General features: G+C 68.4%; 24 protein-coding genes. 10 read left to right on the forward strand and 14 right to left on the reverse strand.

Going from position 1 to position 25369, the window contains the following annotated elements; all coding sequences use genetic code 11:
- Positions 1 to 31: 31 nt before the first annotated feature.
- The 11 genes from E1P53_RS08640 to E1P53_RS08690 form a co-directional block, all read right to left on the reverse strand.
- A complete protein-coding gene (locus tag E1P53_RS08640) occupies positions 32 to 1033 on the reverse strand; it encodes an Rv1363c family protein (RefSeq protein WP_210754816.1) in 1002 nt (333 codons plus the stop codon).
- On the reverse strand, positions 997 to 2436 hold the full coding sequence (locus tag E1P53_RS08645; protein ID WP_131734038.1) for an MCE family protein: 1440 nt from the start codon (positions 2434 to 2436) through the stop codon (positions 997 to 999). Before E1P53_RS08645 ends, E1P53_RS08640 begins: the two co-directional genes overlap by 37 nt.
- Positions 2436 to 3749, reverse strand: coding sequence for an MCE family protein (locus tag E1P53_RS08650; protein WP_006901705.1), 1314 nt, complete (start codon positions 3747 to 3749; stop codon positions 2436 to 2438). Before E1P53_RS08650 ends, E1P53_RS08645 begins: the two co-directional genes overlap by 1 nt.
- Complete coding sequence (locus tag E1P53_RS08655; protein WP_131734039.1) at positions 3746 to 5005, reverse strand: MCE family protein; 1260 nt, start codon at positions 5003 to 5005, stop codon at positions 3746 to 3748. Before E1P53_RS08655 ends, E1P53_RS08650 begins: the two co-directional genes overlap by 4 nt.
- A gap of 2 nt (positions 5006 to 5007) precedes the next feature.
- Positions 5008 to 6228 (reverse strand): MCE family protein, encoded by a 1221-nt coding sequence (locus E1P53_RS08660; RefSeq protein WP_131734040.1) that lies wholly within the window; start codon positions 6226 to 6228, stop codon positions 5008 to 5010.
- Complete coding sequence (locus E1P53_RS08665) at positions 6225 to 7283, reverse strand: MCE family protein (protein WP_131734041.1); 1059 nt, start codon at positions 7281 to 7283, stop codon at positions 6225 to 6227. The genes E1P53_RS08660 and E1P53_RS08665 overlap by 4 nt, the downstream gene beginning before the upstream one ends.
- Positions 7276 to 8451: an MCE family protein gene (locus tag E1P53_RS08670; protein WP_280526269.1), complete on the reverse strand. Its 1176-nt coding sequence runs from the start codon at positions 8449 to 8451 to the stop codon at positions 7276 to 7278. Before E1P53_RS08670 ends, E1P53_RS08665 begins: the two co-directional genes overlap by 8 nt.
- A 1-nt stretch (position 8452) precedes the next feature.
- Positions 8453 to 9304, reverse strand: a complete 852-nt coding sequence (locus tag E1P53_RS08675) for an MlaE family ABC transporter permease (protein WP_006901700.1) — start codon at positions 9302 to 9304, stop codon at positions 8453 to 8455.
- Positions 9305 to 9307: 3 nt separating this feature from the next.
- On the reverse strand, positions 9308 to 10072 hold the full coding sequence (locus E1P53_RS08680; protein ID WP_006901699.1) for an MlaE family ABC transporter permease: 765 nt from the start codon (positions 10070 to 10072) through the stop codon (positions 9308 to 9310).
- A gap of 63 nt (positions 10073 to 10135) precedes the next feature.
- Positions 10136 to 11026, reverse strand: coding sequence for a 3-oxoacyl-ACP reductase (locus E1P53_RS08685; RefSeq protein ID WP_006901698.1), 891 nt, complete (start codon positions 11024 to 11026; stop codon positions 10136 to 10138).
- A gap of 83 nt (positions 11027 to 11109) precedes the next feature.
- Positions 11110 to 11304: a ferredoxin gene (locus tag E1P53_RS08690; protein WP_131734042.1), complete on the reverse strand. Its 195-nt coding sequence runs from the start codon at positions 11302 to 11304 to the stop codon at positions 11110 to 11112.
- A 145-nt stretch (positions 11305 to 11449) separates the two neighbouring features.
- Between E1P53_RS08690 and E1P53_RS08695 the strand changes: the two genes are divergently transcribed.
- The 5 genes from E1P53_RS08695 to E1P53_RS08715 all read left to right on the forward strand — a co-directional run bounded on the left by E1P53_RS08695 (position 11450) and on the right by E1P53_RS08715 (position 16005).
- Positions 11450 to 12652: an acyl-CoA dehydrogenase family protein gene (locus E1P53_RS08695; protein WP_131734043.1), complete on the forward strand. Its 1203-nt coding sequence runs from the start codon at positions 11450 to 11452 to the stop codon at positions 12650 to 12652.
- Positions 12653 to 12679: 27 nt separating this feature from the next.
- Positions 12680 to 13798 carry an acyl-CoA dehydrogenase family protein gene (locus tag E1P53_RS08700; RefSeq protein WP_131734044.1) on the forward strand — a complete coding sequence of 373 codons (1119 nt, stop codon included), beginning with the start codon at positions 12680 to 12682 and terminating at the stop codon, positions 13796 to 13798.
- Positions 13799 to 13839: 41 nt separating this feature from the next.
- Entirely contained in the window at positions 13840 to 15351 is a 1512-nt protein-coding gene (locus E1P53_RS08705; RefSeq protein WP_131734527.1) for a long-chain-fatty-acid--CoA ligase, read from the forward strand.
- A gap of 83 nt (positions 15352 to 15434) precedes the next feature.
- The gene (locus E1P53_RS08710; protein WP_131734045.1) at positions 15435 to 15728 is read left to right on the forward strand and encodes a hypothetical protein; all 294 of its coding nucleotides are present in this window, start codon (positions 15435 to 15437) and stop codon (positions 15726 to 15728) included.
- Between the two features lie 97 nt (positions 15729 to 15825).
- Positions 15826 to 16005 carry a hypothetical protein gene (locus tag E1P53_RS08715; RefSeq protein ID WP_131734046.1) on the forward strand — a complete coding sequence of 60 codons (180 nt, stop codon included), beginning with the start codon at positions 15826 to 15828 and terminating at the stop codon, positions 16003 to 16005.
- A gap of 121 nt (positions 16006 to 16126) precedes the next feature.
- Here the strand turns inward: E1P53_RS08715 and E1P53_RS08720 are convergent, their stop codons facing one another.
- Together E1P53_RS08720 and E1P53_RS08725 are read right to left on the reverse strand one after the other, a co-directional pair.
- A complete protein-coding gene (locus E1P53_RS08720; protein ID WP_006901692.1) occupies positions 16127 to 17263 on the reverse strand; it encodes an NAD(P)H-dependent flavin oxidoreductase in 1137 nt (378 codons plus the stop codon).
- A 30-nt stretch (positions 17264 to 17293) separates the two neighbouring features.
- Positions 17294 to 18919 carry an acyl-CoA synthetase gene (locus E1P53_RS08725; protein ID WP_131734047.1) on the reverse strand — a complete coding sequence of 542 codons (1626 nt, stop codon included), beginning with the start codon at positions 18917 to 18919 and terminating at the stop codon, positions 17294 to 17296.
- 63 nt (positions 18920 to 18982) lie between these two features.
- Between E1P53_RS08725 and E1P53_RS08730 the strand changes: the two genes are divergently transcribed.
- Both E1P53_RS08730 and E1P53_RS08735 read left to right on the forward strand, forming a co-directional pair.
- Positions 18983 to 19807 (forward strand): crotonase/enoyl-CoA hydratase family protein, encoded by an 825-nt coding sequence (locus E1P53_RS08730; RefSeq protein ID WP_131734048.1) that lies wholly within the window; start codon positions 18983 to 18985, stop codon positions 19805 to 19807.
- 16 nt (positions 19808 to 19823) lie between these two features.
- Positions 19824 to 20825, forward strand: a complete 1002-nt coding sequence (locus E1P53_RS08735) for a TIGR03617 family F420-dependent LLM class oxidoreductase (protein ID WP_131734049.1) — start codon at positions 19824 to 19826, stop codon at positions 20823 to 20825.
- A 119-nt stretch (positions 20826 to 20944) separates the two neighbouring features.
- Here the strand turns inward: E1P53_RS08735 and E1P53_RS08740 are convergent, their stop codons facing one another.
- Entirely contained in the window at positions 20945 to 21982 is a 1038-nt protein-coding gene (locus tag E1P53_RS08740; protein ID WP_109238741.1) for an LLM class F420-dependent oxidoreductase, read from the reverse strand.
- A gap of 94 nt (positions 21983 to 22076) precedes the next feature.
- On the opposite strand from E1P53_RS08740, the gene E1P53_RS08745 reads away from it, so the two are divergent.
- From E1P53_RS08745 to E1P53_RS08755, 3 genes are read left to right on the forward strand one after another with little or no spacing between them, the layout of a single operon-like run.
- Positions 22077 to 23108, forward strand: coding sequence for an OB-fold nucleic acid binding domain-containing protein (locus E1P53_RS08745; RefSeq protein WP_006901687.1), 1032 nt, complete (start codon positions 22077 to 22079; stop codon positions 23106 to 23108).
- Positions 23108 to 24154, forward strand: coding sequence for a thiolase family protein (locus E1P53_RS08750; RefSeq protein ID WP_131734050.1), 1047 nt, complete (start codon positions 23108 to 23110; stop codon positions 24152 to 24154). The genes E1P53_RS08745 and E1P53_RS08750 overlap by 1 nt, the downstream gene beginning before the upstream one ends.
- Positions 24154 to 25332 (forward strand): thiolase family protein, encoded by a 1179-nt coding sequence (locus E1P53_RS08755; RefSeq protein ID WP_131734051.1) that lies wholly within the window; start codon positions 24154 to 24156, stop codon positions 25330 to 25332. The genes E1P53_RS08750 and E1P53_RS08755 overlap by 1 nt, the downstream gene beginning before the upstream one ends.
- The last annotated feature ends 37 nt before the right edge of the window (positions 25333 to 25369 follow it).

Here is a 25369-nt window from a genome sequence, read left to right on the forward strand (position 1 = left end):
GCGGGGTTCTCCGTGCTCTTCGGGTCGGTCATCACGCCACCCACTCGAAGTCGGTCATCTTCAGTTCACCGTTGATCCGGGTCATGTCGACGCGCCAGCGGAACACCTTCTCCTGCGACGGGATCTGTCCGTCCAGCGACCGTTGGTGCCAGCCGAAGACCATGATCACCGATCCCTCGTCGGGCTCGGCCTTGGTGACCGCCGAGCTGAGGATGATCGTCTTGGTCTCGAGCTTGCCGTCGCGGACGAGCGAGGCCACCTGGGAGATGTTGTTCTGCACTTCCTCCTTGACCTTGCCGGAGGTGTCCTTCTGCACCGACTCCAGCGTCTGGTCGACGGTGTCGGGGTTCATGCTGGTGAGGTTGAGCAGGACCTGGGAGGCGAAGGTGGAGTACTCCGCGCGCAGGTCGTCGACCTCGTCCTGATGGGCGATGCCGAGCGCGAAGACGATCGACGCGACCGCGCAGACCGCGATGATCACGATCGAGAGGACCACGCCGACGACCGTGCGCGCGGAGGTGCGCCCGGAGCCCTTGTAGCGGACCCCGGACGACTCGGGCCCGGTGGCGGCGAGGCGCGCGCGCCGACGCTCGCGGTAGCTGATCGTCCTCTCGACCTCGGAGGGATCGGGCGCGGCCTCCTCGGCGAAGTCGGGCGAGACGGAGTCCGTTCCCGCGGCCGGCTTGTCGAGCGAGACCGTCGACGCGGCCTCCTCGCGACCCGTGCCGGCCTGCGCGACCTCCGCCCCGGTGACCTCCGAGGTGCTGTTCTCGGCCCGGTCGTCCTCGTCCGCTGCTGCAGCGACGGAGGTCTCCGCCCGCGGCGCCGAGTCGGCGACCGGTTTCCCGGCCTTCTTCGACCCTCCCCGACCGCGTCGGATCGGTGCCGACCGGACCGGGCGTCTACGGCTCTCGGACCCGCCGGCGGCCCGCGCCTCGACCATCTCTTCCGACGTGTCGGCGGCACCGGCTGGGGTCGTCGTCGACACGTCCGGCGTCACGAACTGACCGTCCCGCTGATCATCTTCTGCCATGAACTGCTCTGTACCTGCCCCCCACGGCCGGTTCCGGCGTTGTAGGTCTTTCCGTCGGGACCGATGAAGTCACCCGACTCGGGGTCGTATGTCGTGGCGTACACCGCCGGCTCCGGATCGAAGTCCTTCGGTGTGCCCGGTGTCACGGTACCGAACGACGCGGGCTTCCATTCGCGGCCGCCCGGCAGCCCCTCCTGGAACGGGTCGACCGACCCCGGCAGCGGCTTGTATCCGGTCCGGCACTCCGCCGGGGTCGGCGCACGACGACCCGGGAACTCCGCACACGGGTAGTTGCGGGCGCCGCGGACGGCGATGTTGGAGTTCTGCGGGACGCGGCACAGCATGCCCGGGGGCAGCTCGCGCGCGTCCTGCGCCGACTGGAAACGCCACTGCTCCTTGGGCAGGAAGCCGATGTTGCACACCGGACGGTCCTGGAAGCCGAGCGAGAAGTTCACGTTGGCGCCGAAGTTGTTGGTGCCGGTGTTGAGCGCGGTGATGAGCGAGGCGGTCAGCCGCGGGTAGAGCACCAGGATCTGCTTCCAGTTCGCCAGGTACACCACCTGCGTCTGCGCGATCGTGCCCAGGTTCGAGACCAGCAGCGGGTACGAGCCACCGAGCGACTCGAACAGCTGCTGGCTCTTGGACGCCGTCGACGGCCCCTTCTGGAGGATGTCGCCGATCTCGGGGCGGTTGGCCCGCAGCTGATCGGTGAAGGCGGTGACGTTCCGCGTCCAGGCGCGGATGTCGTCGGCGGTGCGCGACTGGGTGGCCAGCAGCGGCGCGCCCTGTTCGACGAGGTCGATCGTGGTGTCGGTGTTCTTGTTCGCCTCTCTGATGAACAGCGCCATCGAGTCGAGGAGACGCTGCAGCGCCTCGCCGGTGCCGTTGAACGCCACGAAGGCCTCGTCGACGAGGGCCCGGAGCTTGGTGTCGCCGATCTCGTCGAGCAGCAGGTTGGCCTGGTCGAGCATGGACGAGATCTCGACCGGGACGCTCGTCACCTCGAGCTCGGAACCGTTGTGCAGGTACCCGGTGGGGGCGTTCGCAGGCGGATCCTGCGGCGGGGCGAATTCGACGAACTGCTCGCCGATCGCCGACACGCTGCGCACCGATGCCTCCGACGACGCCGGGATCTTCGCGCCGTCCTCGATGGTCAGCGTGGCCTGCACGCCGTCCTCGGTGAGCCGGACGGACTTCACCTTGCCCACGTAGACGCCGCGGTAGGCCACGTTGGCGTTCTGGTAGAGCCCGCCGCTGGTGGGCATGTTCAGCTTCACGTCGTAGCTGCCGATACCGAACATCGACGGGATGCGGATGTAGAACAGCGCCATCGCGACCATCGCGATCACGGTGACGATCGAGAAGATGAGCAGCTGCATCTTGACGAAGCGGGTGATCTTCATCAGCGGCCACCCTCCTCGGGATAGTCGGGAACCGTCGGCGGCGCCGTCGGCGAGGGAACCTGGACCGGCGGGATCAGGTTCGCCGGAACCGGTTCGGCGGAGTCGGGCAGCTTCTCACCGCCCGGGATCAGCGGCGCCGTGAACGGGTCGAGGCCGCGCGCGGCCGCGCCCGCAGGCTTGCCGAAGACGCCCTCGGGACCGGTGACGCCCAGGCTGGCGAACATGGTCTCGTTCATGCGGTCGATCGTGAGGTCGAGGGTGAGGTCGGAGTTCACGAAGTCGCCCTTGACGATCCGGCGGATCGTCGGCTCGTAGAACGGGAAGGTCAACAGGATGTTCAGCGACTGGGTCATCGCCGGACCCGTCTGCTGCAGCTGGTCGAGCGCGGGTTCGATGCCCTTGACGATGGTCACGATGTCCTCGGAGTTGGCGTCGAGGATGTCGTTGGCCGTCTTGGACAGCTTCGACACCGAGGCGAGGGTGTCGAGGAACTGCTGCCGCTGGTCGACGAGGAGCTGCAGGATCTGCGGGCTCGCGTCGAGCGCCCGCTCGATGGTGCCCTTCTGCTCGTTCATCGTCTGCGACAGCCGGTCGAGGCCCTCGGTCGCACGGATGATGTTGTCCTTCTGCGCGTTCAGGTCGGCGACGAGAGTGTTCAACCGCGGGATGAGCTTCTTGATCTGCTCCTCGCGACCGCCGAAGACGTTGCTCATCTCGTGCACGATGTCGCCGAGCTGCGAGAGACCGCCGCCGTTGAGGACCACCGACAGCGAACTCAGCACCTGCTCGGTGCTCGGGTAGGTGCAGGCCGCCACCTGTTGCGCGGCGTTGATGTCGGGAACCGCGGGCACCGACGGGTCGGTGATGATGTTGGACTGCTCCGGGCACTTGGTCAGCGGGATCTCGTCGCCCGGCTGCAGCCGGCCACCCTCGGGGTCTGCCGGCTGGACGATCTCGAGGTGCGTCGAACCGAGGACGCTGGTCATGCCGACCATCACGTGCGACCCCTTGGGCACGATGACGCCCTTGTTGAGGCGGATCGTGACGAGGGCGTTCCAGTCCTTGACCTCGATCTTGCCGATGCTGCCGACGGTCGCGTCGTCGATGAGGACCGGAGCGTTGTTGACCAGGCCCGCGGCCGACGGGATGAGCGCGGTGATCTGGTACGAGCCGTTGCCCGTGCCCTCGGCGCCGGGAACCGGCAGCGAGTTCGGTCCGTCGAAGGAGCATCCGGCGAGCGTCGTGACGAGCGCGGTCGCGCCCGCGACGAGCCCGGCACGCGCGCGCCCCGACCGGGAGCGGAACGGTTTCATCGGTCACCCCCGAACGGCACCAGCAGGTTCCCGAGCGGCGTGTTGCCGTTGTCCTTGCGGGTCTGGGCGTCGATGCGCTGCACGCCGGCCTGCGCACGCGCCTTCACACTGGCGTTCTGGTACTGGATCTGGCTGGGCAGGGCATTGGCGCCCTGGACCGGATTCGCCAGGAACGGCGGGTAGTTCATCGAGATCGACGACAGCACCGGCGCCAGGATCTCGACGCACTTGTCGATGTCGACCTGCGAGGTGCCGGGCCGGTTGGTGGCCTCCATCGAGCCACACAGCAGCGTGATCAGGTTGGTGCCGTTGGCCAGGCCGAACACACCGGACAGTGAGCCGGACAGCGGGTTGTAGATGTTGTAGAAATTCGCGAGCTGGTTGGGCGCCGAGTGCAGCACGCCCCGGACCTGTTCGTCCTTGTCCGCGACGATCTTCGTCGACGCCGCGAGCCGCTCCACCGACGACGCGAGGGCGTCGGCGTTGGTGTCGATGAAGTTCTGCACGTCGGTCATGGCGGAGTCCAGACCCTTCAGCGCCTCGTCGAGCTGGGTGGTGTTGTCGGCGAGAACCGAGCTGACCGAGGCGATCCGGCCGTTGAACTGCACGAGTTGCTCGTGGCTCTGCGACAGCGCGTCGGTCAGTTTCTGCAGGTTCTGGATCGTCGCGAAAAGGTCGCCGCGGCCGGCGGCCAGCGTGCCGATCACCTCGGACATCTCGGTGATCGACTTGTTGATCGCGGCCCCGTTGCCCTGCAGGTTCTCGTCGAAGACCTCGATCGCCTCGGCGGCCGCGCCCCGCTGTTCGCCCTTCGGGCCGATGGCCTCGGTCAGCCGGGTCAGCTGGGCCTTGATGTCGTCCCACTCCATCGGCACCGCCGTGCGCTCCATCGGGATGTCGTAACCGTCGGGCATGACCGGACCGCCCGAGTAGACGGGGGTCAGCTGCACGAAGCGTCCCGACACGAGGCTCTGCGCGACGATGACGGCCTTCGCGTCCTCGGGCACCTTGATGTCCTTGTCGACGCGCAGCTCGACCTTCACGTCGTTGCTGCGCGGCTGGATCCTGGCGACACTGCCGACGTTCACGCCGAGCACGCGCACCGGGTCGCCCTCGTAGAGGCTCGCGACCGAGGTGAAGTAGGCGGTGTAGGTCTTGGTGGTGGTCTTCACGAAGACCTTCCAGCCGACGACGACGAGAGCGACGGCGAGGACCGCGGCGATCACGCCGAAGGCCACCTTGCGTCCGATGGTCATGCTCACCTCCCTCTCGTGGTCGGCACGGGCTTCGGATAGGTCGGCGTCGGCAGCGGGCCGCGCGGGCTGTCGGTGCCGTCGGGCGGACCCGGCTTGTAGTAGTCCGGGATCAGCGGGAAGCCCGAGTACATCAGCGACTGCCACACCTGCGGGTACCGGCCGCGCAGCGCGTTCAGGAAGATCGCGGTGTAGTCGCCGAAGGTGTTCAGGCCGACCAGCGAGTCGAAGTTCGGGCCCGACGCCACGGCCTCGCCGAGCGTGTTCGCGAACGGCCCGAGCCGGTCGATGGTCTCCTTCAGGTCCTTCTCGCTGTCGGTGAGGATCGTCGCTACGCGGTCGAACTTCTCGAGCACCGGGGTCAGCTGGGCGTTGTTCTCGGCGATGAACCCGCGCAACTGCGTGGTGAGGTCGCCGATGCCCGAGATCAGCTGCTGCAGCGCATAACGCCGCATCTGGATCTCGCCGACCAGCGCGTTGGCGTCGATGAGCAGGCGGTTGATCTGCTCGTTGCGATCGCCCACGATCTTGCTGACCTGGTTGGCCTTGGCGAGCAGGGCCCGCAGCTCGTTGTCGCGGTCGGCGACGGCCTTCGACAGCCGCGCCACGCCGTCGACGGCTCCCTGCACCTGGTCCGGGGTCTCGGAGAAGGTGACGGTGAGCGTCTTCAGCGCGCGGTTGAGCTGGTCGGTGTCGGTCCCCTCGATCGTCTCGGTGGCGCCCTCGAGCGCATCCTGCAGCGAGTAGGGAGCGATCGTCTGTCCGAGCGGGATCTCACCGCCGGGCTTGATGCGCTCGCCGCCGTGCGGGATGACCGTCAGGTTGCGGCGGCCGAGCACGGTCTCGGTGCGGATCGCGGCCTGCGTCTCGTCGCCCATCTCGATGGTGTCGTCCATGCGGAACGTCACCTTCACCTTGGTGCCCTGCTCGGTGTCCGCGAGCTCGATGCCCTCGACGGACCCCACCTGGACACCCGACACCTGCACGATGTCGCCCGTGGTGAGACCGCCGGCGTCGTCGAAGTAGGCGCTGTAGGTGCTGATCGGCGACAGGTACGGCAGCTTGTCCATCTGCATCGCCGTGATCACGACGAGCGCGACGACGACGATGCCGATGACGCCGACCTCGGCGCGGCTGCGCCCACCGCGCTTGACCTCGCGGGCGGCGTCGGCCTCCGCGGATTCTGTTCTGCGGGAAGAGAACAACCCGCCGAAGGGAAGACTCATGAGCCGTCACACCTTCCGCCTGCGCGGGTGGTGTCACCCATCACGTTGTTCGAGGTGTAGAGAATCGTCTGGCCGCCCGGCGCCGGGAGCAGCAGGCGCAGCCGGCAGAAGTAGATCTGCAGCCATGCGCCGTAGGAGCCCAGGTTCGACAGGACCTTGTAGTCCTCGGGCAGACGCGAGATCAGGTTCCGGATGAACGGCTCGGCCGCGAGCAGCTCCTCCGAGACCCGGCCCGTGTTCGTGATCATCGACTGCAGCGTCGGACGGGTCGTCTGCAGCAGGTCGGCCAGACCGTTGGTGACCTTGGAGGTCTCGGTCAGCGCGGTGCCGATCGTGCCCTTCTGCTCGGCGAGCCCGGTGACCAGCTGCTGCAGCAGGTCGACCGAGGTGTCGAGTCCCGCGCGGTCGCCGTCGAGGGTCGCGAGCGTGGTGTTCAGGTTGTCGATGACGTCGCCGATCAGCTGATCGCGGTCGGCCAGCGAGTTGGTGAACGACGCGGTGTTGGCCAGCAAGGTGTTGAGTGCGCCGCTCTGCCCCTGGAACACCGCGATGAGCGAGCTGGTCAGTGCGTTGACCTCTTCGCCGTTGAGGGTGCGGAACAGCGGCTTGAATCCGCCGACGAGCTTGTCGAGATCGAGCGCCGGCTCGGTCTGGGTGACGGGGATCTGCGCGCCGTCGGCCAGGAACGTGGAGGTGTCACCGGTCCCCTGCTGGAGTTCCAGGTACCGGTCGCCGGTGAGGTTCTCGTAGCGGATGAGCGCCCGCACCGACTTCGGCAGCGGGTACTTCTGGTCGACCGAGAAGGTCACCACGGCCTGGTTCTCGCGGTTGAGGTCGACGTCCCCGACGGCCCCGACCTCGACGCCGGCGATCTTGACCTTGGCGCCCGACTTCATCGACGAGGCGCTGGTGAACACCGCGCTGTACTCGTTCGAGGCGCCCGACCGGTAGCGGCTGAACACCACGACCAGGGCCACGAACACCATCAGCATCACGACGGCGAACACGCCGAGCTTGATCAGGGTCGCGCGAAACGCGCGTGCGCGACTATCCACGAGGCGGCTCCTCGAACAGGATCTGGAAGAGCTTCTTCGAGTTCACCTTCGGCTTGGTCCTCGGCTGGTAGGGCTGGGGAGCGTTGTCGATCACGTAGAACGGCGCGTGCTCCGTGCTGGCCGGATCCCCGAGGCCGTATCCACAGGTGGGCGGCCCCTCGCCGCGCACCTCCGGCAAGTCGTACGGGTACTGGTACGGGTCCTTGCCGGGGAGCAGGCCGGCGTCGAGCATCAGCATGCCGTTGCGCTCGCCCATGAACGGCGCGGCCACCTCGCCGGCCACCGCGCCGGCGGTCAGGAAGCACTTGATGCCGGGCGAGTTGTATCCGAGCAGGTCGGCGATCGGGTTCAGGTCCGACAGGGCGCCGATGAGCGTCTTCTTGCTCGGCGCGATCACCCCGTCGATGGTGTTGGCCATCCCCGTCGCGTTGATCAGCAGCGCATCGAGGTTGGAGGTGTTGTCGACCAGGGTGTTGCCGACGACGGTGAAGTTGTCGACGGTCCGCATCAGGTCCGGCATCGAGTCCGCGTACACGTTGGTGACGGTCGCGGCCTCGCGGAACAGCCGGTTGAGCGCGGGCAGGTGCCGGTTGGTCTTGCCCAGCATGGACGTCAACTGCTCGAGTGCGACGCCGATCTCGTCGCCCTGCCCCGACAGCGCGGTGTCGATGGCGCCGAGCGTGGCGTTGAGCTTCTCCGGCTGGAGGTCGGCGAGCACCGCGACGAGCTGCTGGAAGACGGTGTTGAGCTCCACGACCACCCGGTCGGCGGAGATCTCGGCACCCGCCCGGAGCCTGCCCTTGGGCTCACCCGGCACCACGAAGTTGACCGCCTTGGCGCCGAAGATGGTGTTCGACTTGATGTCGGCGACCACGTTGCCGGGGATCTTCGACATCTCGCTGTCGCGGATGTCGAGGGTGAGGACCGCGTTGCCGTCCTTCTCGGAGATCTTCGCGACGCGTCCGACCTCGACGCCGCGCAGCTTCACCTTGGCATCGGGGTTCATCACCAGGCCGGCGCGTGGTGCGACGAGGGTGACCTGCTTGGTGCCGGTGAACATCCCGAGGAAGGATGCGCTCGCCCCTGCGATGAGTGCGATCAGCACCGCGACCATCGCGACTGCCGCCAGCCGGCGGGTTGTCCGTGACCGTTCCTGTCGTCTGCTCATGTCAGCCCGCCAGGTTGAAGTTGCCGTCCGCGCCGTAGATGGCGAGGGAGGTGAGCAGGGTGATGACGACGACCACGACCAGCGAGGCGCGGACCGCGTTGCCGACCGCGACGCCGACACCGACCGGGCCGCCGGAGGCGTTGTAGCCGTAGTAGGTGTGGATGAGCATGACCGCCACCGCCATGCAGATGGCCTGCACGAACGACCACAGGATGTCCGACGGGATCAGGAAGGTGTCGAAGTAGTGGTCGTAGACGCCCGGTGACTGCCCGTAGAGGAACACCGTGGCGGTGCGGCTGGCGAGGAACGACGCCAGCGAGGCCAGCGCGTACAGCGGGATGATCGCGATCAGGCCGGCGACGATACGGGTGCTGACCAGGTACGGGATGGACGAGATCGCCATCGTCTCGAGGGCGTCGATCTCCTCCGAGACGCGCATTGCACCCAGCTGTGCCGTCGCACCGGCCCCGATCGTGGCGGCCAGCGCGATGCCGGAGATCACCGGCACCGCGATGCGCACGTTGATGAACGCGGAGAAGAAGCCGGTCAGCGCCTCGACGCCGATGTTGGCCAGCGAGCTGTATCCCTGGACGGCGATGGTGCCGCCGGTGAACAGCGTCAGGAAGCCGACCACGACGACGGTGCCGCCGATCATCGCCAGGGCGCCGGTGCCCATGGAGATCTCTGCGATGAGCCGCAGCGTCTCCTTCTTGTAGTGCTTGATCGCCCGGGGGATCGCGATGATGCTGTCCCAGTAGAACAGCGCCTGGTCGCCGATCTGGTCCCAGTCCTCGCCGGCCCGCTTCACGGCGACGCGCGCCGTTCGGAGTCGTGTGGTGAAAGGCAGTACCATCGCTCAGCCCGCCGTTGCCTTGAGTCCGACGGCGGTGACGACGACGTTGACGACGAACAACGCCATGAACGAGTACACGACTGTCTCGTTGACGGCGTCGCCGACACCCTTCGCGCCTCCCTTGACGTTGAGCCCTTGGTAACACCCAACCATGCCGGCGAAGAGTCCGAACAACGCGGCCTTGACCATCGAGATCATCAACTCCCCGAAGCCCGTGAGCAACGTGAGGTTCGCGACGAAGGCGCCCGGGTTCACGTCCTGGAGATACACCGAGAAGATGAAGCCGCCGCCGATGCCGATCGTGCAGACGAGGCTGTTGAGCAGCAGCGCCACCAGCGTCGAGGCGACGATGCGCGGCACCACCAGACGGTGGATCGGGTTGATGCCGAGCACCTTCATCGCGTCGATCTCCTCGCGGATGGTGCGGGCACCGAGGTCTGCGCAGATGGCGGTCGCGCCGGCGCCGGCCACGATCAGCACGGTGACGATCGGACCGATCTGGGTGATGGTGCCGAGGGCCGCGCCGGCTCCCGAGAGGTCCTGCGCGCCGATCTCGCGCAGCAGGATGTTGAGCGTGAAACTGACCAGCACCGTGAACGGGATGGCGACCAGCAGCGTCGGCACCATCGACACACGGGCGATCGCCCACGACTGTTCCACGGTCTCCCGCCACTGGAACGGACGATGGAACAACTCGCGCGCCGAATCGACGCCGAGTGCCACGAAATCACCGATTCCACCGAGGGGCGTCGCCAACTTGTTCAGCACAGGCTCACCCCCTTCACCCTCGAACCATCGCGAAACCTACCACGCACAAACCCGACGAAATGGTCAGTTCATCAGAGCGCTCGCCGAGAACGTGCGTCCCGGATCGCGGTCGGCGAAGTAACCGGTCAGGGTCTTCGCGAGATCGTCGGAATCCCAGGCGTCACCGTCTGCGGTGAACACCTCGTCGATGGTGGGGGCCGCCATGAGGGTGACCTTGGGGCCGTAGACGACGAACACCTGGCCGGTGACGTTGTCCGAGTCGGGTCCGGCCAGGTAGGTGACGAGCCGGACCACGTGTGCGGGATCGAGCGGGTCCACGCCGTCGGCCGGGGCCTCGCCGAAGACGGCGGCGGTCATCGCGGTGCGCGCCCGCGGGCAGATGGCATTGGCCCGGACGCCGTACCGCTTGAGTGCGCGCGACGCGGACAGCGTCAGCGCGGTGATGCCGGCCTTGGCGGCACCGTAGTTGGCCTGTCCCTCGGGACCGAGCAGGCCGGCCTCCGAGGACGTGTTGATGATGCGGCCGTAGACCGGGCCTCCCGCGGCCTTCGACGCCGCGCGCCAGTGCGCTCCCGCGTTGCGGTTGAGCAGGAAGTGCCCGCGCAGGTGCACGCGGATCACCAGGTCCCACTCGTCGTCGGTCATGTTGAACAGCATCTTGTCGCGAACGACGCCCGCGTTGTTCACGACGATGTCGAGTGAGCCGAGCTGATCGGTGGCCGCGGCCATGATCGCGCTCGCCGTCGCGGACTCGCTGATGTCACCCGGCACCGGGATCGCGCGACCTCCGGCCGCGGTGATCGTGTCGATGACATCACTTGCGTCGAGCGCCGCCTGCAGGTCGTTCACCACGACCGAGGCCCCTTCGGCAGCGAGGCCGATGGCCTCCGCACGTCCCAGACCTGCACCTGCTCCGGTGACGACCGCGACGCGCCCGTCCAACGAGTTACCCACCCACATCCTCCTGAGGATCAAACTAGAACTTGTTCTAGCACAGGTTCCCGTTCGGATGGAACCAAACGGAAATCCGGGCCGACTCAGCCCTCCTGGAGGAAGAGCGCCGACTTGGGGCAGTTGGCGACGACCTGGCGCAGCTCCTCCTCGCGCTCCTTGGGCACCTCTTCCTGGAGAATGACCAGGTAGTCGTTGTCATCGAGGTCGAAGAAGTCCGGCGCCATCCCCACGCAGATGGCGTTGGACTCGCACAGGTCGAAATCTGCCTTGATACGCATCAGAACCTTCTCCTCACCGGCTCGCCGCCTGTTGACTGGGCTGTGTTTACAGGTTAGAACGTGTTTCAGAAACTGGACGAGCCCATCCCCAATACTTGACCACATGCGGGGTTCGGGCGCCAGACATCACACCGACGGAGTTTCGATGCGTATCGCCTACACCGATGAACAGTCCGAGCTCCGGCGGGAGCTACGCGCCTACTTCTCGAACCTGATGACCGAAGAACGTCGCGCGGCCCTCGCCGGCGGCGACGGGGAGCTCGGCGAGGGCGACGCCTACCGCGACGTCGTCGCGCAGATGGGCGCCGACGGCTGGCTCGCCCTGGGCTGGCCGACCGAGTACGGCGGGCAGAACCGCTCGATGATGGACCAGCTCATCTTCACCGACGAGGCGGCCATCGCGGGCGCCCCGGTTCCGTTCCTGACCATCAACTCGGTCGCGCCGACGATCATGCACTACGGCACCGAGGAGCAGAAGTCGTACTTCCTGCCGCGCATCGCCGCGGGCAAGCTGCACTTCTCCATCGGCTACTCCGAGCCGGGCGCCGGCACCGACCTCGCGGCGCTGCGGACGACCGCGGTCCGCGACGGCGACGAGTACGTCATCAACGGCCAGAAGATGTGGACGAGCCTCGTCCCCTACGCCGACTACATCTGGCTGGCCTGCCGCACAGACCCGTCGACGCTGCAGGAGGGCGGCAAGAAGCACAAGGGCATCTCGGTGCTCATCGTGCCGACCACCGCCGAGGGATTCAGCTACACCCCGGTGCACACGCTCTCCGGAGTCGACACCAGCGCCACCTACTACCAGGACGTGCGGGTGCCGACGTCCGCGCTGGTCGGCGAGGAGGGCGGCGGCTGGCCGCTGGTGACCAACCAGCTCAACAACGAGCGGGTCGCCCTGTGCAGCGCGGCGCCCATCCAGACCGCGCTGCGGGAGACCATCGCATGGGCGCAGCAGACCAAGACCGGCGACGGCCAACGCGTCATCGACGCCCCGTGGGTGCAGCAGAACCTGGCGAAGGTGCACGCGAAGGTCGAGTTCCTCAAGCTGATCAACTGGAAGATCGCCTCCGCCGCGAGTTCCGGCGGCGCGCCGTCGCCGGCCGACGCCTCGGCCACCAAGGTGTTCGGCACCGAGTTCGCCACCGAGGCCTACCGGCTGCTGATGGAGGTCGTGGGTCCCGCCGCGACGCTGCGTCAGGGCAGCCCCGGCGCGCACATCAACGGTCGTCTCGAACGGTTCCAGCGGACCTCGCTGATCCTCACCTTCGGCGGCGGCACCAACGAGATCCAGCGCGACATCATCGCCATGCTCGCCCTCGGCCTGCCGCACCAGCGTCGCTGATCCCTCGAGAGACAAAGGCACACTCCCATGGACTTCTCCCTCCCCGAATCCGGCAACGACGTCCGCGGCCTCGCCCGTGACATCGCCACCGCCGTCAGCACTCCCGAACGGGTCGCCGAACTCGAGGCGTCGCGTGCTCCGATCGACTCCGACCTCTGGCGCGAACTCGGCGCCGCCGGACTCCTCGGCCTCGAGGTCCCGTCCGCGGTCGCCGGTGACTCCGGCGGCGACCTCGGCATCATCGAGAATGCGCTCGTCGCCACCGAACTCGGCCGCGTGCTGGCCCGGGTTCCGTTCGCGCAGCACGCGATCGCGGCGCTGCCGGTGATCGCCGAACACGGCTCGCCCGCGCTGCGCGACCGGCTCCTGAAGGCCGGCGCATCCGGCCAGACCACGGTGACGGTGGCGATCGAGGAGGATCTCGGCTCGCCGTACGACTCCCCCGCCACGACGTTGTCGGCCGACGGCACGCTGAGCGGCACCAAGGTCGACGTCCCCTACGCCGAGGCCGCGGACGTGGTGCTCGTCGACGCAACGGGGCCGGACGGCGTCGTGGTGGTCGCGGTGGACGCGAAGGCCGCGGGGATCACGGTGACGCCGACGCCGTCGACGGGCCTGATCCCCACCGCGCAGGTCGATTTCGACGCAACCCCGGTGGAGTCCGGCGCGATCTGCGCGGGCAAGGCCGCGGTCGACGCACTGTGGGCACGTGCGACCCTCGCGATCTGCGCCGAACAGACCGGAGTCGTCGAGCGCGCCCTCGAGCTGACCGCCGAATACGCCCGTGAGCGCGAGCAGTTCGGCCGTCCGATCGGTTCGTTCCAGGCGGTCGCACAGCGTCTCGCCGACGGCTACATCGACGTCCAGGGCCTGTCGCTGACCACCACCCAGGCCACGTGGCTGCTCGCGAACTCCGACAACACCGCCGAGATCCACAACGCCATCGCGACGGCCAAGTTCTGGGCGGCCGAGGCCGGCCACCGGGTCGCGCACACCACCGTCCACGTGCACGGCGGCGTCGGTCTCGACACCAGCCATCCGGTGCATCGGTACTTCCTGCGCGCCAAGCAGAACGAGTTCACCTACGGATCGGGCACCGCGGCCCTGCGCGGCCTCGGCGCCGACCTGGCCGACGCGCCGGCGTGACCGCGCCGGGCCCGGTGTCCGCGAACACGGTCCCGGCGAGCATGGTGACGCCGCGGTCCACCGTCGCCGACCTGCTGGCCGATCTGGCCGGCGTCGCCGACCGCGGTGTCTACTTCGAGGGCTCGTTCACGCCGTGGGCGCAGCATCTCCGCGATGCCGCGATCCGCGCCGGCGCCCTGCGCCGGTGGCTGTCCGGAGACGGGCCGCCGCACGTCGGCGTCCTGCTGCCGAACACCCCGGAGTTCAGCGCGTTGTTCGCGGCGGCGGCCCGCCACGGCCTCGTCCTCGTCGGACTCAACACCACCCGTCGCGGCTCCGCGCTGGCCGCCGACATCGCCCGGTCGGATTGCCAGCTCGTGTTGTGCGGCACCGACACCCGCGACCTGATCGCCGATCTCGATCTCGACGGGGTCCGCGTCGTCGACGTCGACGGGCCGGAGTGGTCGGAGGCGGTGCGGCGGTCCGATCCCGCAGAGGTCGTCGAGGCCACGCCCGACGACCTGCTCATGCTGATATTCACCTCGGGCACCACCGGCGACCCGAAGGCGGTGCGATGCACGCACCGGACCTTCGCAACCAGCGGTCAGATGCTCGCCGAACGATTCGGGATCGGCTCCGACGACGTCGTGTACCTGTCGATGCCGATGTTCCACTCGAACGCGATGATCGCCGGATGGAGCGTCGCGGTGTCGGGCGGGGCCTCGATCGTGGTGCGCCGCAGATTTTCCGCGAGTGGATTCGTCGCCGACCTGCACCGCTACGGCGTCACCTTCGCCAACTACGTCGGCAAGCCGCTCAACTACATCCTCGCGACCGAACCGCATCCCGACGATGCGTCGAGCTCGCTGCGGATCATGTACGGCAACGAGGCGTCGGCCGTGGACCGGCAGCGCTTCGCCGCGCGGTTCGGTTGCCGCGTCGTCGACGGATTCGGTTCCACCGAGGGCGGTGTCGCGATCACCCGTACCCCCGACACCCCCGACGACGCGCTGGGACCCCTGCGTCCGCCGACCGCGGTCGTCGACGTGGAGACCGCCGAGCCGGTGCCGCCCGGGGTGATCGGCGAGATCGTCAACTCCTCCGGGCCGGGCCTGTTCAGCGGCTACTACAACGATCCCGACGCGACCGCCGACCGGATGCGCGGCGGCGTCTACCACACCGGCGATCTGGCCTGGGTCGACGACGCCGGCTACGTGCACTTCGCCGGACGCCTCGGCGACTGGCTGCGCGTCGACGGCGAGAACCTCGGCACCGGCCCCATCGAGCGAATCCTGCTGCGCCATCCCATGATCCGACAGGTCGCCGTGCATGGAATCCCGGTGGAGATCGGCGACGAGATCGAGGCTGTCATCGTCGCCGACGGCGATCTCGACCCGACCGAGTTCGGCGAGTTCCTCGCCGCCCAGGACGACCTCGGCCCGAAGCAATGGCCGCATCGGGTACGCATCGTCGACGCGCTGCCCGAGACCGCGACGTTCAAGACGGTCAAGCGTCTGCTGGCGCAGAACGACGAGCCGCCCACGTGGCGGCGGGTGGGTCGCACATTCCGCTGACCGGGCGCGGCGGCACCTGTGGACAACCGGTGGAGACCGGCGCGTCACGGAACTAACGTGGGGCGTCCACCAGAGGAGAAGTGATGTCCACGTCGCGCGCGTCGGCCGACGAGTCCGACCGGGGTCCGGGTCAGCTCACCTATGCGGCCCAGACGCTGCTGGTCCTCGCGCAGGTGTGGGCGATGATCGGGATTCCCGCGGTACTCGATGAGAACCAGCTGGCGGCCTTCCTGACCATCAGCACCACGTCGCTGGTCGTCGGGCTGTGCATCCTGCCGTCCGGTCGCACACGGCCGTGGGGGCGGATTCTGGTCGCGTCGGCACTCCCCGCATTCCTGATCGTGGGAATCGGTTACCTCGTGGCGGGATCGACGTGACCGCCGCACGGGATCACACGGTGGACGCCCGGTTCTTCGGGCCCTCACTCCGTACGCCACGATCGCAACCCTCACGTCGACCGCACTCCTCTTCATCGTGCACTGGCCGATCGCGGTTCTGGTGACCTTCACGCTGTTCTGGGTCAGCCCGCTGATCATGCTCGCCGGCCCCGGGCGGACGCGTCAGATCGGTACCGGGATGGCCGTCTCGTACACCGCGATCGCCGCGACCGTGGGCCTCGTCCTCCTCGTCGACTACCTGCGCACCGACGTGTGAGCGAGCGCGCTCGCAGCCTGATCCCGCGAATCCGCCACTCCTGAGAACCCACCACGTTTCGGTGGCGCCGCCCCTGATGTCAGGGGCGGCGCCACCGAAACGTGGTGGGTTCGGTGGGGTTTCAGCGCAGGGTCTTGTTCATCCGCGCGACGGCCTCCTCGTACTCGCTGACCAGGTCGGCGATGAGGTCGGCGACCGGGGTGATCGCGTTACAGCGCCCGACGATCTGACCGGCGGGCATCGCGACGACGTCGGGGTTGTCGGCCGCGGAGATCCGCGCATGCGCTTCGGCGACGAGCAGGTTCTGCAGCGGCATCGGCAGCGGCTCGGGCGCGTTCTCGGCATCCCAGGCGTCGGTCCAGCGCGTCTTGAGCAGTCGTGCGGGCTTGCCGGAGTAGATCCGGCGACGCACCGTGTCCCGCGACGTCGCCTTGAGCAGCGCCTGCTGCACCGTCGACGGCTTGTCCGAGCCCTCGGGCACACCGAGCTTGTATTCGGCGGCCGTCAGCCAGTAGGTGCCCATCCAGACACCCTGTGCGCCGAGGGCGATGGCGGCGGCGATCTGCCGGCCGCTGCCCACGCCGCCGGCGGCGAGCACCGGCGCACGGTCGCCGACCGCGTCGACGAGTTCGGGCCACAGGATCATCGAGGTCACCTCGCCGGTGTGTCCGCCGCCCTCGTAACCCTGCGCGATGACGATGTCGACGCCCGCCTCGACGTGGTGCAGCGCATGATCTTTCGCTCCCGCGAGTGCCGCGACCAGGACGCCGTTGTCGTGGGCGGTCTGGATGACGTCCGCCGGCGGCGAACCGAGCGCGTTGGCGATCAGCTTGATCTGGCCGTACTTGCGGCGGTGCTCCATCGCCACGTCGACGTGCGAGCGCGCCACCGAGTGCAGCCAGCCCAGCACGCCGGCGTCGACGCGCTCGCCGTTCGGCAGCGGCGGCACCCCGAGATCGTCGAGGGTGCGCTCCACGAAGGCCTTGTGCTCCGGCGGGATCATCGACTGCAGGTCGACCTTCGACCCCTCGGTGGGGATCTTCGCCGGCATCACGACGTCGACGCCGAACGGCTTGCCGTCGGTGTTCTCGTGCATCCACTCGAGAACGGCGTCGAGCTCCTCGGGGTCGTTGAACCGCACACATCCGAGCACGCCGAGGCCACCGGCCCGGCTGATCGCCGCAGCCACGTCCTGGCTGGGCGTGAACCCGAAGATCGGGTATTCGATGCCGAACTTCTCGGCCAGTTCAGTACGCATCTCTCACTCGTTTCCGGCGCCTGCGCGCCATTACAGGGCTTCGTCAGCGGGTCGTTCGGCGGTGACCGCCGCTCCCCATCGATAGTCGGGTTTTCCTGCGGGCGACCGCTTGATCTCGTCGACGAACCACACGCTGCGCGGGCACTTGTACCCGGCGAGCTCCTTGCGGACCACGTCGTTGAGGCTCTCCAGCGAGGGCCGTGCCCCGTCGCGCGCGGCGATCACCGCGGCGACCCGCTGCCCCCAGCGTTCGTCCGGGACGCCCACCACGACGGTGTCGAAGACATCGGGATGCGCCTTCAGCGCACCTTCGACCTCCTCCGGGAACACCTTCTCGCCACCGGTGTTGATCGACACCGAGCCGCGGCCGAGCATCGTGATGGTGCCGTCGGCCTCGATCGTCGCGTGGTCACCCGGGATCGAGTACCGCACACCGTCGAAGACCTTGAACGTCTTCGCCGACTTCTCCGGGTCGTTGTGGTAGCGCAGCGGCACGTGCCCCGACCTCGCGAGCACGCCGACCTCGCCGCTGCCGGGCTCCACCGGGGTTCCGTCCTCGCGCAGCACGTGGGTCTCGCTGTCGGCCTTCACTCGGGGGCCGCCGGTGTGCGGGGTCCCCTTGGACACGATGCCGAGACCGCCGAAGCCCGTCTCCGACGACCCGATCGCGTCGACGATGACCGCGTTCGGGAACCGTTCCACGAACTGCTCTTTGACCGACGGCGAGAACAGGCACGCCGACGACGCGATCGACACGACGCTCGACAGGTCGTACTCCCTGCCCTCGCCCAGCGCCTCGATCATGGGGCGTCCCATGGCATCTCCGGTGATGAAGATGACGTTCACCTTGTGCCGCTCGACGACCTCCCAGGCCGTCGGACCGCTGAACTCGGGGTACACCACCGCTTTTCCGCCGGCGAACAGCGACTGGAACACCGCCCACTGCGAACCGCCGTGGATGAACGGAGGGATCGGATACCGCACCAGCTGGCCGCCCTCGGCGCCGGTGCGGGCGAGATGCCACTCGTCGGGCACGGGTTCGCTGGTGTACCAGTCGATTCCGCCACCGAGGACGCGCCACACGTCCTCCTGCCGCCACACGACGCCCTTCGGCTTCCCGGTGGTGCCGCCGGTGTAGAGCATGTAGAGGTCGTCATCGTTCCGCTCCTCGAAGTCGCGTGCGGCCGACGACTCGGCGATCGCGTCCTCGTAGCGGATGGCGTCTCCGTGACCCGCGCAGCAGAGGTCCGTCGACGATCCGTCCTCGATGGCGATCCGATGTTCGATGGAAGGCGATTTCGGTAACGTGTTGCAGACCCGCTCGGAGTACCGCCGCTCATGGATGAGCACCTTCATCCCGGAGTCGGTGAAGATGTGCTCGAGCTCCGGCTCGACGTAGCGGTAGTTGACGTTCACCATCACCGCGCGCGCCTTGAAGACGGCGACCATCGCCTCGACGGACTCGATGGTGTTTCTGCTGTACAGGCCCACTCGATCGCCCGGTTTCACCCCGAGCTCGCGGAGCTTGTGGGCGAGCGCGTTGGACCGCGCCTCGAGCTCGGCGTAGGTGCGGCCGCGATCGCCGGATTCCAGCGCGACCCGCTCGGGAACCAGGTCGACGGCATGCTCGATGAGATCGGCGATCGTATAGGCCATGGCACCAAAATTAGAACGTGTTATCGTTCTGGGCAAGTGCCTACGACGACCCCGGAGACAGTGATGACCACAGCCACCCCCGCCGAGTCCGTCACCACCGACAAGGCCCCCGAGTGCCTCGTCGAGAAGCGCGGCCACGTCCTCATCGTCACGATGAACCGGCCGGAGGCCCGCAACGCGCTCTCCACCGAGATGATGCGGATCATGACCGAGGCGTGGGATCAGGTCGACAACGATCCCGACATCCGCGTCGCGATCCTCACCGGCGCCGGCGGCTACTTCTGCGCGGGCGCGAACCTGAAGAACATGAACAAGAGCGCCCCCGGCGACACCGTGGACTCCGGCGCGTGGAACCCCGCGTCGCTGCCCGCTCTGCTGAAGGGGCGCCGCCTCACCAAGCCGCTGATCGCCGCGGTGGAGGGCCCCGCGATCGCCGGCGGCACCGAGATCCTGCAGGGCACCGACATCCGCGTCGCCGGTGAGAGCGCGAAGTTCGGCGTCTCCGAGGCTCGTTGGGGTCTGTACCCGATGGGCGGCAGCGCCGTCCGACTCGTGCGGCAGATCCCCTACACCGTGGCCTGCGACATCCTGCTGACCGGCCGCCACATCACCGCCCGTGAGGCGCTGGAGTACGGACTGATCGGGCACGTCGTCGAGGACGGCAAGGCCCTCGACAAGGCTCTCGAACTCGCCGAGCAGATCGCCGCGAACGGCCCGCTGGCCGTCCAGGGCATCCTCAAGACGATCCGCGACACCGAGGGCCTGCACGAGCTCGACGCCTTCGAGATCGACGCGAAGATCGGCGTCTCCGTCTTCAAGTCGAAGGACGCGAAGGAGGGACCGCGGGCATTCGCCGAGAAGCGCGCCCCGCAGTTCTCCGGCGAGTGAGGGCCACCGGACCCCGGTGAGAATCCACACCGCCCTCTTCGGGCCGCAGCAGGCGGCCGAACGCGCCCGGGCGCTGCGAGACGTCGGGATCGACGGCATCTTCACGTTCGACGGCCCGCACGACGTCTTCAGCCCCTTGTTCGCCGCGGCCGCCGTCGACGACGTCGCGCTGATGACGAACGTCGCCATCGCGTTCCCGCGCAATCCGATCACCGTCGCCCATCAGGCCAACGACCTTCAGCTGCTCAGCGGGGGACGTTTCACGCTCGGGCTGGGCACCCAGATCCGCCCGCAGATCGAGAAGCGGTTCGGGGTGCCGTTCGAGCGGCCGGTCGACCGGATGGTGGAGTTCGTCGCCGCACTGCGCGCGGTCTTCGACGCCTGGAACAACGGCACGCGGCTGAACTTCGAGGGCGAGTTCTACACCCATCGGCTCATGACGCCGATGTTCAACCCGGGCCCGAATCCTCATGGTGTGCCGCCGATCTTCGTCGGCGCGCTGGGGCCGCGCCTGACCCGCGCCGTCGCCGAGCACGCCGACGGACTGCTGGTGATGCCGTTCACCTCCGACGCGTTCGTCCGCGAATCCATCCTGCCCCGGGTCGACGCGGGGCTCGCCGCATCCGGGCGGCGTCGCGAGGACTTCGCGGTGGTGCCGGAGATCATCGTCGCCACCGGCCGCACCGAGGAGGAGTTCGAGACGTCGGTGGCCGCCACACGACGACTGCTGTCCTTCTACGGCTCGACGCCCGCCTACCGCCCGGTGCTCGAACTGCACGGCTACGGCGATCTGCAGACCGAACTCAACCTGCTGTCCAAACAGGGCCGCTGGGCCGAGATGGCGGGACTCGTCGACGACCGGCTCCTCGAGCTCATCGCCGCCCACGGCAGCCCGCGCGACGTGGCCGCCACCATCCGCGCCCGCGCGCACGGCATCGCCGACGACGTCGCGGTCTACCAGCCGTTCCCGCTCGCCGACGAGACCCTCGCGGAGATCATGGAGAGCCTCGCGGAGTAGGCCGGCATACCCACGCGGCGCCTCGTCGGATCGCGGGTTCGCATGCGGTCTCGCAGGACTCGCGCACCGCGTGTGCCCGAGGCGCCGGTCCTGCGCGGGCTCGGGCACAAGCGGTGCGCTCACACCAGCGTCGCCAGCTCCCGGATGGTCTCGACGTCGCGCGCGGTGACCATCAGCATCGTGACGCCGGCCGCCTCCCACTCCTTGATCTGCGCCCGCACCTCGTCGGCCGTGCCGACAAGCATCGTCTCGCGAACCATCTCGTCGGGGACCGCGGCGATCGCCTCGAGCTTCTTGCCGCTCAGGAACAGGTGCATGATCTCGTCGACGGCGTCGCCGTACCCCATGCGCTTGTACAGCTCGGCGTGGAAGTTCTTCTCCTTGGCGCCCATTCCGCCGACGTAGAGCGCCGTCGACGGCCGGTAGCGGTCCACGGCGGAGGCGACGTCGTCGGTGATGACGACCTGCACGGTCGCGGCGACCTCGAAGTCCTCGCGACTCCGGCGCGCACCCGGCCGCGCGAATCCCTCGTCGAGCCAGGCGTTGTACTGCTCGGCGAGACCGAGACTGAAGAAGATCGCGAGCCACCCGTCGGCGATCTCCGCGGTCTGCGCGACGTTCTTCGGCCCCTCGGCGCCCAGCCAGATCGGGATGTCGGCGCGCAGCGGATGGGTGATCGGCTTGAGCGGCTTGCCGAGTCCCGTCGCGCCCGGCGCGTCGGCGGGGTACGGCAGCGGGTAGTGCGGGCCTGCGTTGGTCACCTTGTCGGTCCGGGCCAGCACGTCGCGCACCACCTGCACGTATTCGCGCGTGCGCGCCAAGGGCTTTGCGAACGGCTGCCCGTACCAACCCTCCACCACCTGCGGGCCGGAGACCCCCAGCCCGATGATGTGGCGGCCGCCGGACAGGTGGTCGAGGGTGAGCGCGTGCATCGCCAGCGAGGTCGGCGGACGTGCCGACAGCTGGGCCACCGCGGTGCCCAACCGGATCCGCGAGGTGGCCGCGCCCCACCACGCCAAGGGCGTGTACGCGTCCGAACCCCACGACTCCGCGGTGAACACCGCGTCGAACCCGCATTCCTCGGCCGCCGCGATCAACTCCGGCGCGTTCGGGATCGGATCGGCGCCCCAGTAACCGAGCTGCAGACCGAGCTTCATCGCCACTCCCCTCTCGCCGGACCGCAACATGTTCCGCGGCCTGACATGCATCTTGTGTCCAATACTAGAACGTGTTCTACTCGAAGACGTGAGCATGAGCGTAACGTCTCCGGCCGCCGGCAGTCCCGTTGCCGAGGTGCCCGAGCCGAAGTCCCCCATCCTGACCGCTCCACTGATCAACTCGTTCGACTACACGCGATCCCTGGGTCCGGTCCTCAGTCGGTTCGCGCTCGCACTGCGCGACGGCCGCATCGTCGGCTCCAAGGGCAGCGACGGCAAGGTGAGCGTGCCGCCGGTCGAGTTCGATCCCGTCACCGGAGCACAGACCACCGAGATCGTCGACGTCTCGACCGTCGGCACCGTGACCACCTGGACGTGGCACGACGCCCCGTCGCCCGGCCAGCCGCTCGACAAGCCGTTCGCGTGGGCGCTGATCCGCCTCGACGGCGCGGACACCGCTCTGCTGCATGCGGTTTCGGTCGATTCGCCTGCGGACATGTCGACCGGCCTGCGGGTTCACGCCGTCTTCCGCGCCGCCCGCGCCGGCCGCATCGACGACATCGCGTACTTCGCGCCCGGCGAGACCCCGGAGACCGCGCCGGCGAACACCGGCGACGAGATCAAGGGCGCCGAGGAGGGCCGCGTCGTCATCAAGACGCCGATCACCACCGAGATCACCCACTCGGCCACCGAGGAGGAGTCGGTCTACCTCGACGGCCTCAAGAAGGGCAAGCTCATCGGCACCCGGATCGGGTCGGGAGTCGACGCCGGACGCGTGTACTTCCCGCCGCGCGGGGTGAGTCCGGCCGACGGCGCGCCCGCCGTCGAGCACGTCGAGCTTCCCGACACCGGCATCGTCACGACCTTCTGCATCGTCAACGTCCCGTTCCAGGGTCAGAAGATCAAGCCGCCGTACGTGGCCGCCTACGTGCTCCTCGACGGCTCGGACATCCCGTTCCTGCACCTGATCCTCGACTGTGAGGCCTCCGACGTCCGAATGGGCATGCGGGTCAAGGCCGTCTGGCTGCCCGAGGACCAGTGGGAGCACTCGATCGGCAACATCAGCCACTTCGCGCCGACCGGGGAGCCCGACGCCGACTACGAGACCTACAAGGACCACCTCTGATGACACTGCCACCGATCGCGATCATCGGGTTCGCCCACAGCCCCAACGTCGAGGGCACGCACGGCACCACCAACGGTGTCGAGATGCTCATCCCGTGTTTCGACAAGCTCTACGCCGAGCTCGGGATCACCCGCACCGACATCGAGTTCTGGTGCAGCGGATCGTCCGATTATCTGGCCGGACGCGCGTTCTCGTTCATCTCCGCGATCGACTCGATCGGCGCCGTGCCGCCGATCAACGAGTCGCACGTCGAGATGGACGGCGCCTGGGCGCTATACGAGGCCTGGGTCAAGATCGCCACCGGCGAGGTCGACCTGGCGCTGGCCTACGGCTTCGGCAAGCCCACCGCCGGCAACGCCGAGCAGACGCTCGCACTGCAGACCGACCCGTACACGGTCGCGCCGCTGCATCCCGACGCCCGTTCGCTGGCCGCGCTGCAGGCGCGCGCCGGTATCGACTCCGGCGCCTGGACCGAGGCCGACATGGCCGAGATCGGCGCCCGCACCTTCGGCGGATCGGTCGACGAACTGCTCGCCGCCGACTACGTCGCCGACCCGCTGCGCCGTCATGACATCGCGCCGTACACCGACGCCGCGGCCGCCGTCGTGATCGCCAGCGAGCGCAAAGCCCGTGAGCTGGTGGCCAATCCGGCGTTCATAACCGGCTGGGACCATCGCATCGACTCCCCGAACTTCGGCGCCCGGGACCTCACGGTCTCCCCGTCGACATCGCTCGCCGCCGACACCGCCTTCGGGGACTCCGACCGCGCGGTCGACGTCGCCGAGATCCATGCGCCGTACTCGCATCAGGAGATCATCGTGCGCAAGGCGCTGGGTCTCCCGGATTCGGTGCGCATCAACCCGTCCGGCGGCGCGCTCAAGGGCAACTCGCTGTTCTCCGCGGGGCTGCAGCGAATCGGCTACGCCGCGCACGAGATCCTCAGCGGCAACGCCGAGACCGCCGTCGCACACGCCACGAGCGGCCCGCTGCTGCAACAGAACATGGTGGTCACCCTGAGTGGCCGCAATTCGGGAGGCCAGAACTGATGGGACACAACAACCGTGCCGCCGTGATCGGCACCGGCCAGACCCGCTACGTCGCCAAGCGCTCCGACGTCACGATGGCGGGCGTGGTCCGCGAGGCCATCGACGCCGCGCTCGCCGACGCCCAGACCTCTCTCGACGACATCGACGCGATCGTCATCGGCAAGGCCCCCGACCTCTTCGAGGGTTCGATGATGCCCGAGCTGGCGATGGCCGAGGCGATCGGCGCGGTCGGCAAACGTCTCATCCGCGTGCACACCGCCGGGTCGGTCGGCGGTTCGACCGCCAACGTCGCGGCGTCGCTGGTCTTCGCCGGCGTGCACAAGCGCGTCCTCGCCGTCGCCTGGGAGAAGCAGTCGGAGTCCAACGCCATGTGGGCGCTGTCGATCCCGGTGCCGTTCACCAAGCCGGTCGGCGCGGGTGCGGGCGGCTACTTCGCGCCCCACATCCGCGCCTACATCCGGCAGTCCGGCGCACCCGAGCACATCGGTGCCATGGTCGCCGCGAAGGACCGCCGCAACGGCGCGCTCAACCCGCTGGCGCACCTCCACCAGCCCGACCAGAGCGTCGAGAAGGTCATGAGCTCCCAGATGCTCTGGGATCCGATCCGCTACGACGAGACGTGCCCGTCGTCCGACGGCGCGTGCGCGGTCGTGATCGGCGACGAGCAGGTCGCCGACGCCGCGGTGGCCGACGGCAACCCGGTCGCGTGGATTCACGCCACGGCCATGCGCACCGAGCCGCTGTCGTACGCGCACCGCAACGTCGTCAACCCGCAGGCCGGCCGGGATGCGGCCGCGGCCCTCTGGAAGGCCGGCGGCATCAGCAGCCCGATCGACGAGATCGACGCCGCGGAGATCTACGTGCCGTTCTCGTGGTTCGAGCCGATGTGGCTGGAGAACCTCGGCTTCGCGCCCGAGGGTGAGGGCTGGAAGCTGACCGAGGCCGGGGAGACCGAGATCGGCGGCCGAATCCCGCTCAACGCCTCGGGCGGTGTGCTCTCGTCGAATCCGATCGGCGCGTCGGGCATGATCCGGTTCGCCGAGGCGGCGATCCAGGTCATGGGCAAGGCGGGTGCGCACCAGGTCGAGGGCGCCCGGAAGGCCCTCGGTCACGCCTACGGCGGTGGCTCCCAGTACTTCTCGATGTGGCTCGTCGGAGCGGACAAGCCGCAGCACTGACCCGCCTCCCTGCCCGGGGCAGACGCCGAATCGACAT

It is taken from the genome of Gordonia paraffinivorans, from assembly GCF_900683595.1.
GTDB classification, from domain to species: Bacteria; Actinomycetota; Actinomycetes; order Mycobacteriales; family Mycobacteriaceae; genus Gordonia; species Gordonia paraffinivorans.

What these genes read in the sequence shown, in the direction of transcription:
- E1P53_RS08660 (WP_131734040.1), bottom strand. Translation starts at nt 6,228, where the DNA reads ATGAGTCTTCCCTTCGGCGGGTTGTTCTCTTCCCGCAGAACAGAATCC.
- E1P53_RS08755 (WP_131734051.1), top strand. Translation starts at nt 24,154, where the DNA reads ATGGGACACAACAACCGTGCCGCCGTGATCGGCACCGGCCAGACCCGC.
- E1P53_RS08695 (WP_131734043.1), top strand. Translation starts at nt 11,450, where the DNA reads ATGCGTATCGCCTACACCGATGAACAGTCCGAGCTCCGGCGGGAGCTA.
- E1P53_RS08750 (WP_131734050.1), top strand. Translation starts at nt 23,108, where the DNA reads ATGACACTGCCACCGATCGCGATCATCGGGTTCGCCCACAGCCCCAAC.
- E1P53_RS08650 (WP_006901705.1), bottom strand. Translation starts at nt 3,749, where the DNA reads ATGAAACCGTTCCGCTCCCGGTCGGGGCGCGCGCGTGCCGGGCTCGTC.
- E1P53_RS08720 (WP_006901692.1), bottom strand. Translation starts at nt 17,263, where the DNA reads ATGCGTACTGAACTGGCCGAGAAGTTCGGCATCGAATACCCGATCTTC.
- E1P53_RS08640 (WP_210754816.1), bottom strand. Translation starts at nt 1,033, where the DNA reads ATGGCAGAAGATGATCAGCGGGACGGTCAGTTCGTGACGCCGGACGTG.
- E1P53_RS08675 (WP_006901700.1), bottom strand. Translation starts at nt 9,304, where the DNA reads ATGGTACTGCCTTTCACCACACGACTCCGAACGGCGCGCGTCGCCGTG.
- E1P53_RS08700 (WP_131734044.1), top strand. Translation starts at nt 12,680, where the DNA reads ATGGACTTCTCCCTCCCCGAATCCGGCAACGACGTCCGCGGCCTCGCC.
- E1P53_RS08690 (WP_131734042.1), bottom strand. Translation starts at nt 11,304, where the DNA reads ATGCGTATCAAGGCAGATTTCGACCTGTGCGAGTCCAACGCCATCTGC.
- E1P53_RS08670 (WP_280526269.1), bottom strand. Translation starts at nt 8,451, where the DNA reads ATGAGCAGACGACAGGAACGGTCACGGACAACCCGCCGGCTGGCGGCA.
- E1P53_RS08740 (WP_109238741.1), bottom strand. Translation starts at nt 21,982, where the DNA reads ATGAAGCTCGGTCTGCAGCTCGGTTACTGGGGCGCCGATCCGATCCCG.
- E1P53_RS08710 (WP_131734045.1), top strand. Translation starts at nt 15,435, where the DNA reads ATGTCCACGTCGCGCGCGTCGGCCGACGAGTCCGACCGGGGTCCGGGT.
- E1P53_RS08725 (WP_131734047.1), bottom strand. Translation starts at nt 18,919, where the DNA reads ATGGCCTATACGATCGCCGATCTCATCGAGCATGCCGTCGACCTGGTT.
- E1P53_RS08745 (WP_006901687.1), top strand. Translation starts at nt 22,077, where the DNA reads ATGAGCGTAACGTCTCCGGCCGCCGGCAGTCCCGTTGCCGAGGTGCCC.
- E1P53_RS08705 (WP_131734527.1), top strand. Translation starts at nt 13,840, where the DNA reads ATGGTGACGCCGCGGTCCACCGTCGCCGACCTGCTGGCCGATCTGGCC.
- E1P53_RS08645 (WP_131734038.1), bottom strand. Translation starts at nt 2,436, where the DNA reads ATGAAGATCACCCGCTTCGTCAAGATGCAGCTGCTCATCTTCTCGATC.
- E1P53_RS08730 (WP_131734048.1), top strand. Translation starts at nt 18,983, where the DNA reads ATGACCACAGCCACCCCCGCCGAGTCCGTCACCACCGACAAGGCCCCC.
- E1P53_RS08655 (WP_131734039.1), bottom strand. Translation starts at nt 5,005, where the DNA reads ATGACCATCGGACGCAAGGTGGCCTTCGGCGTGATCGCCGCGGTCCTC.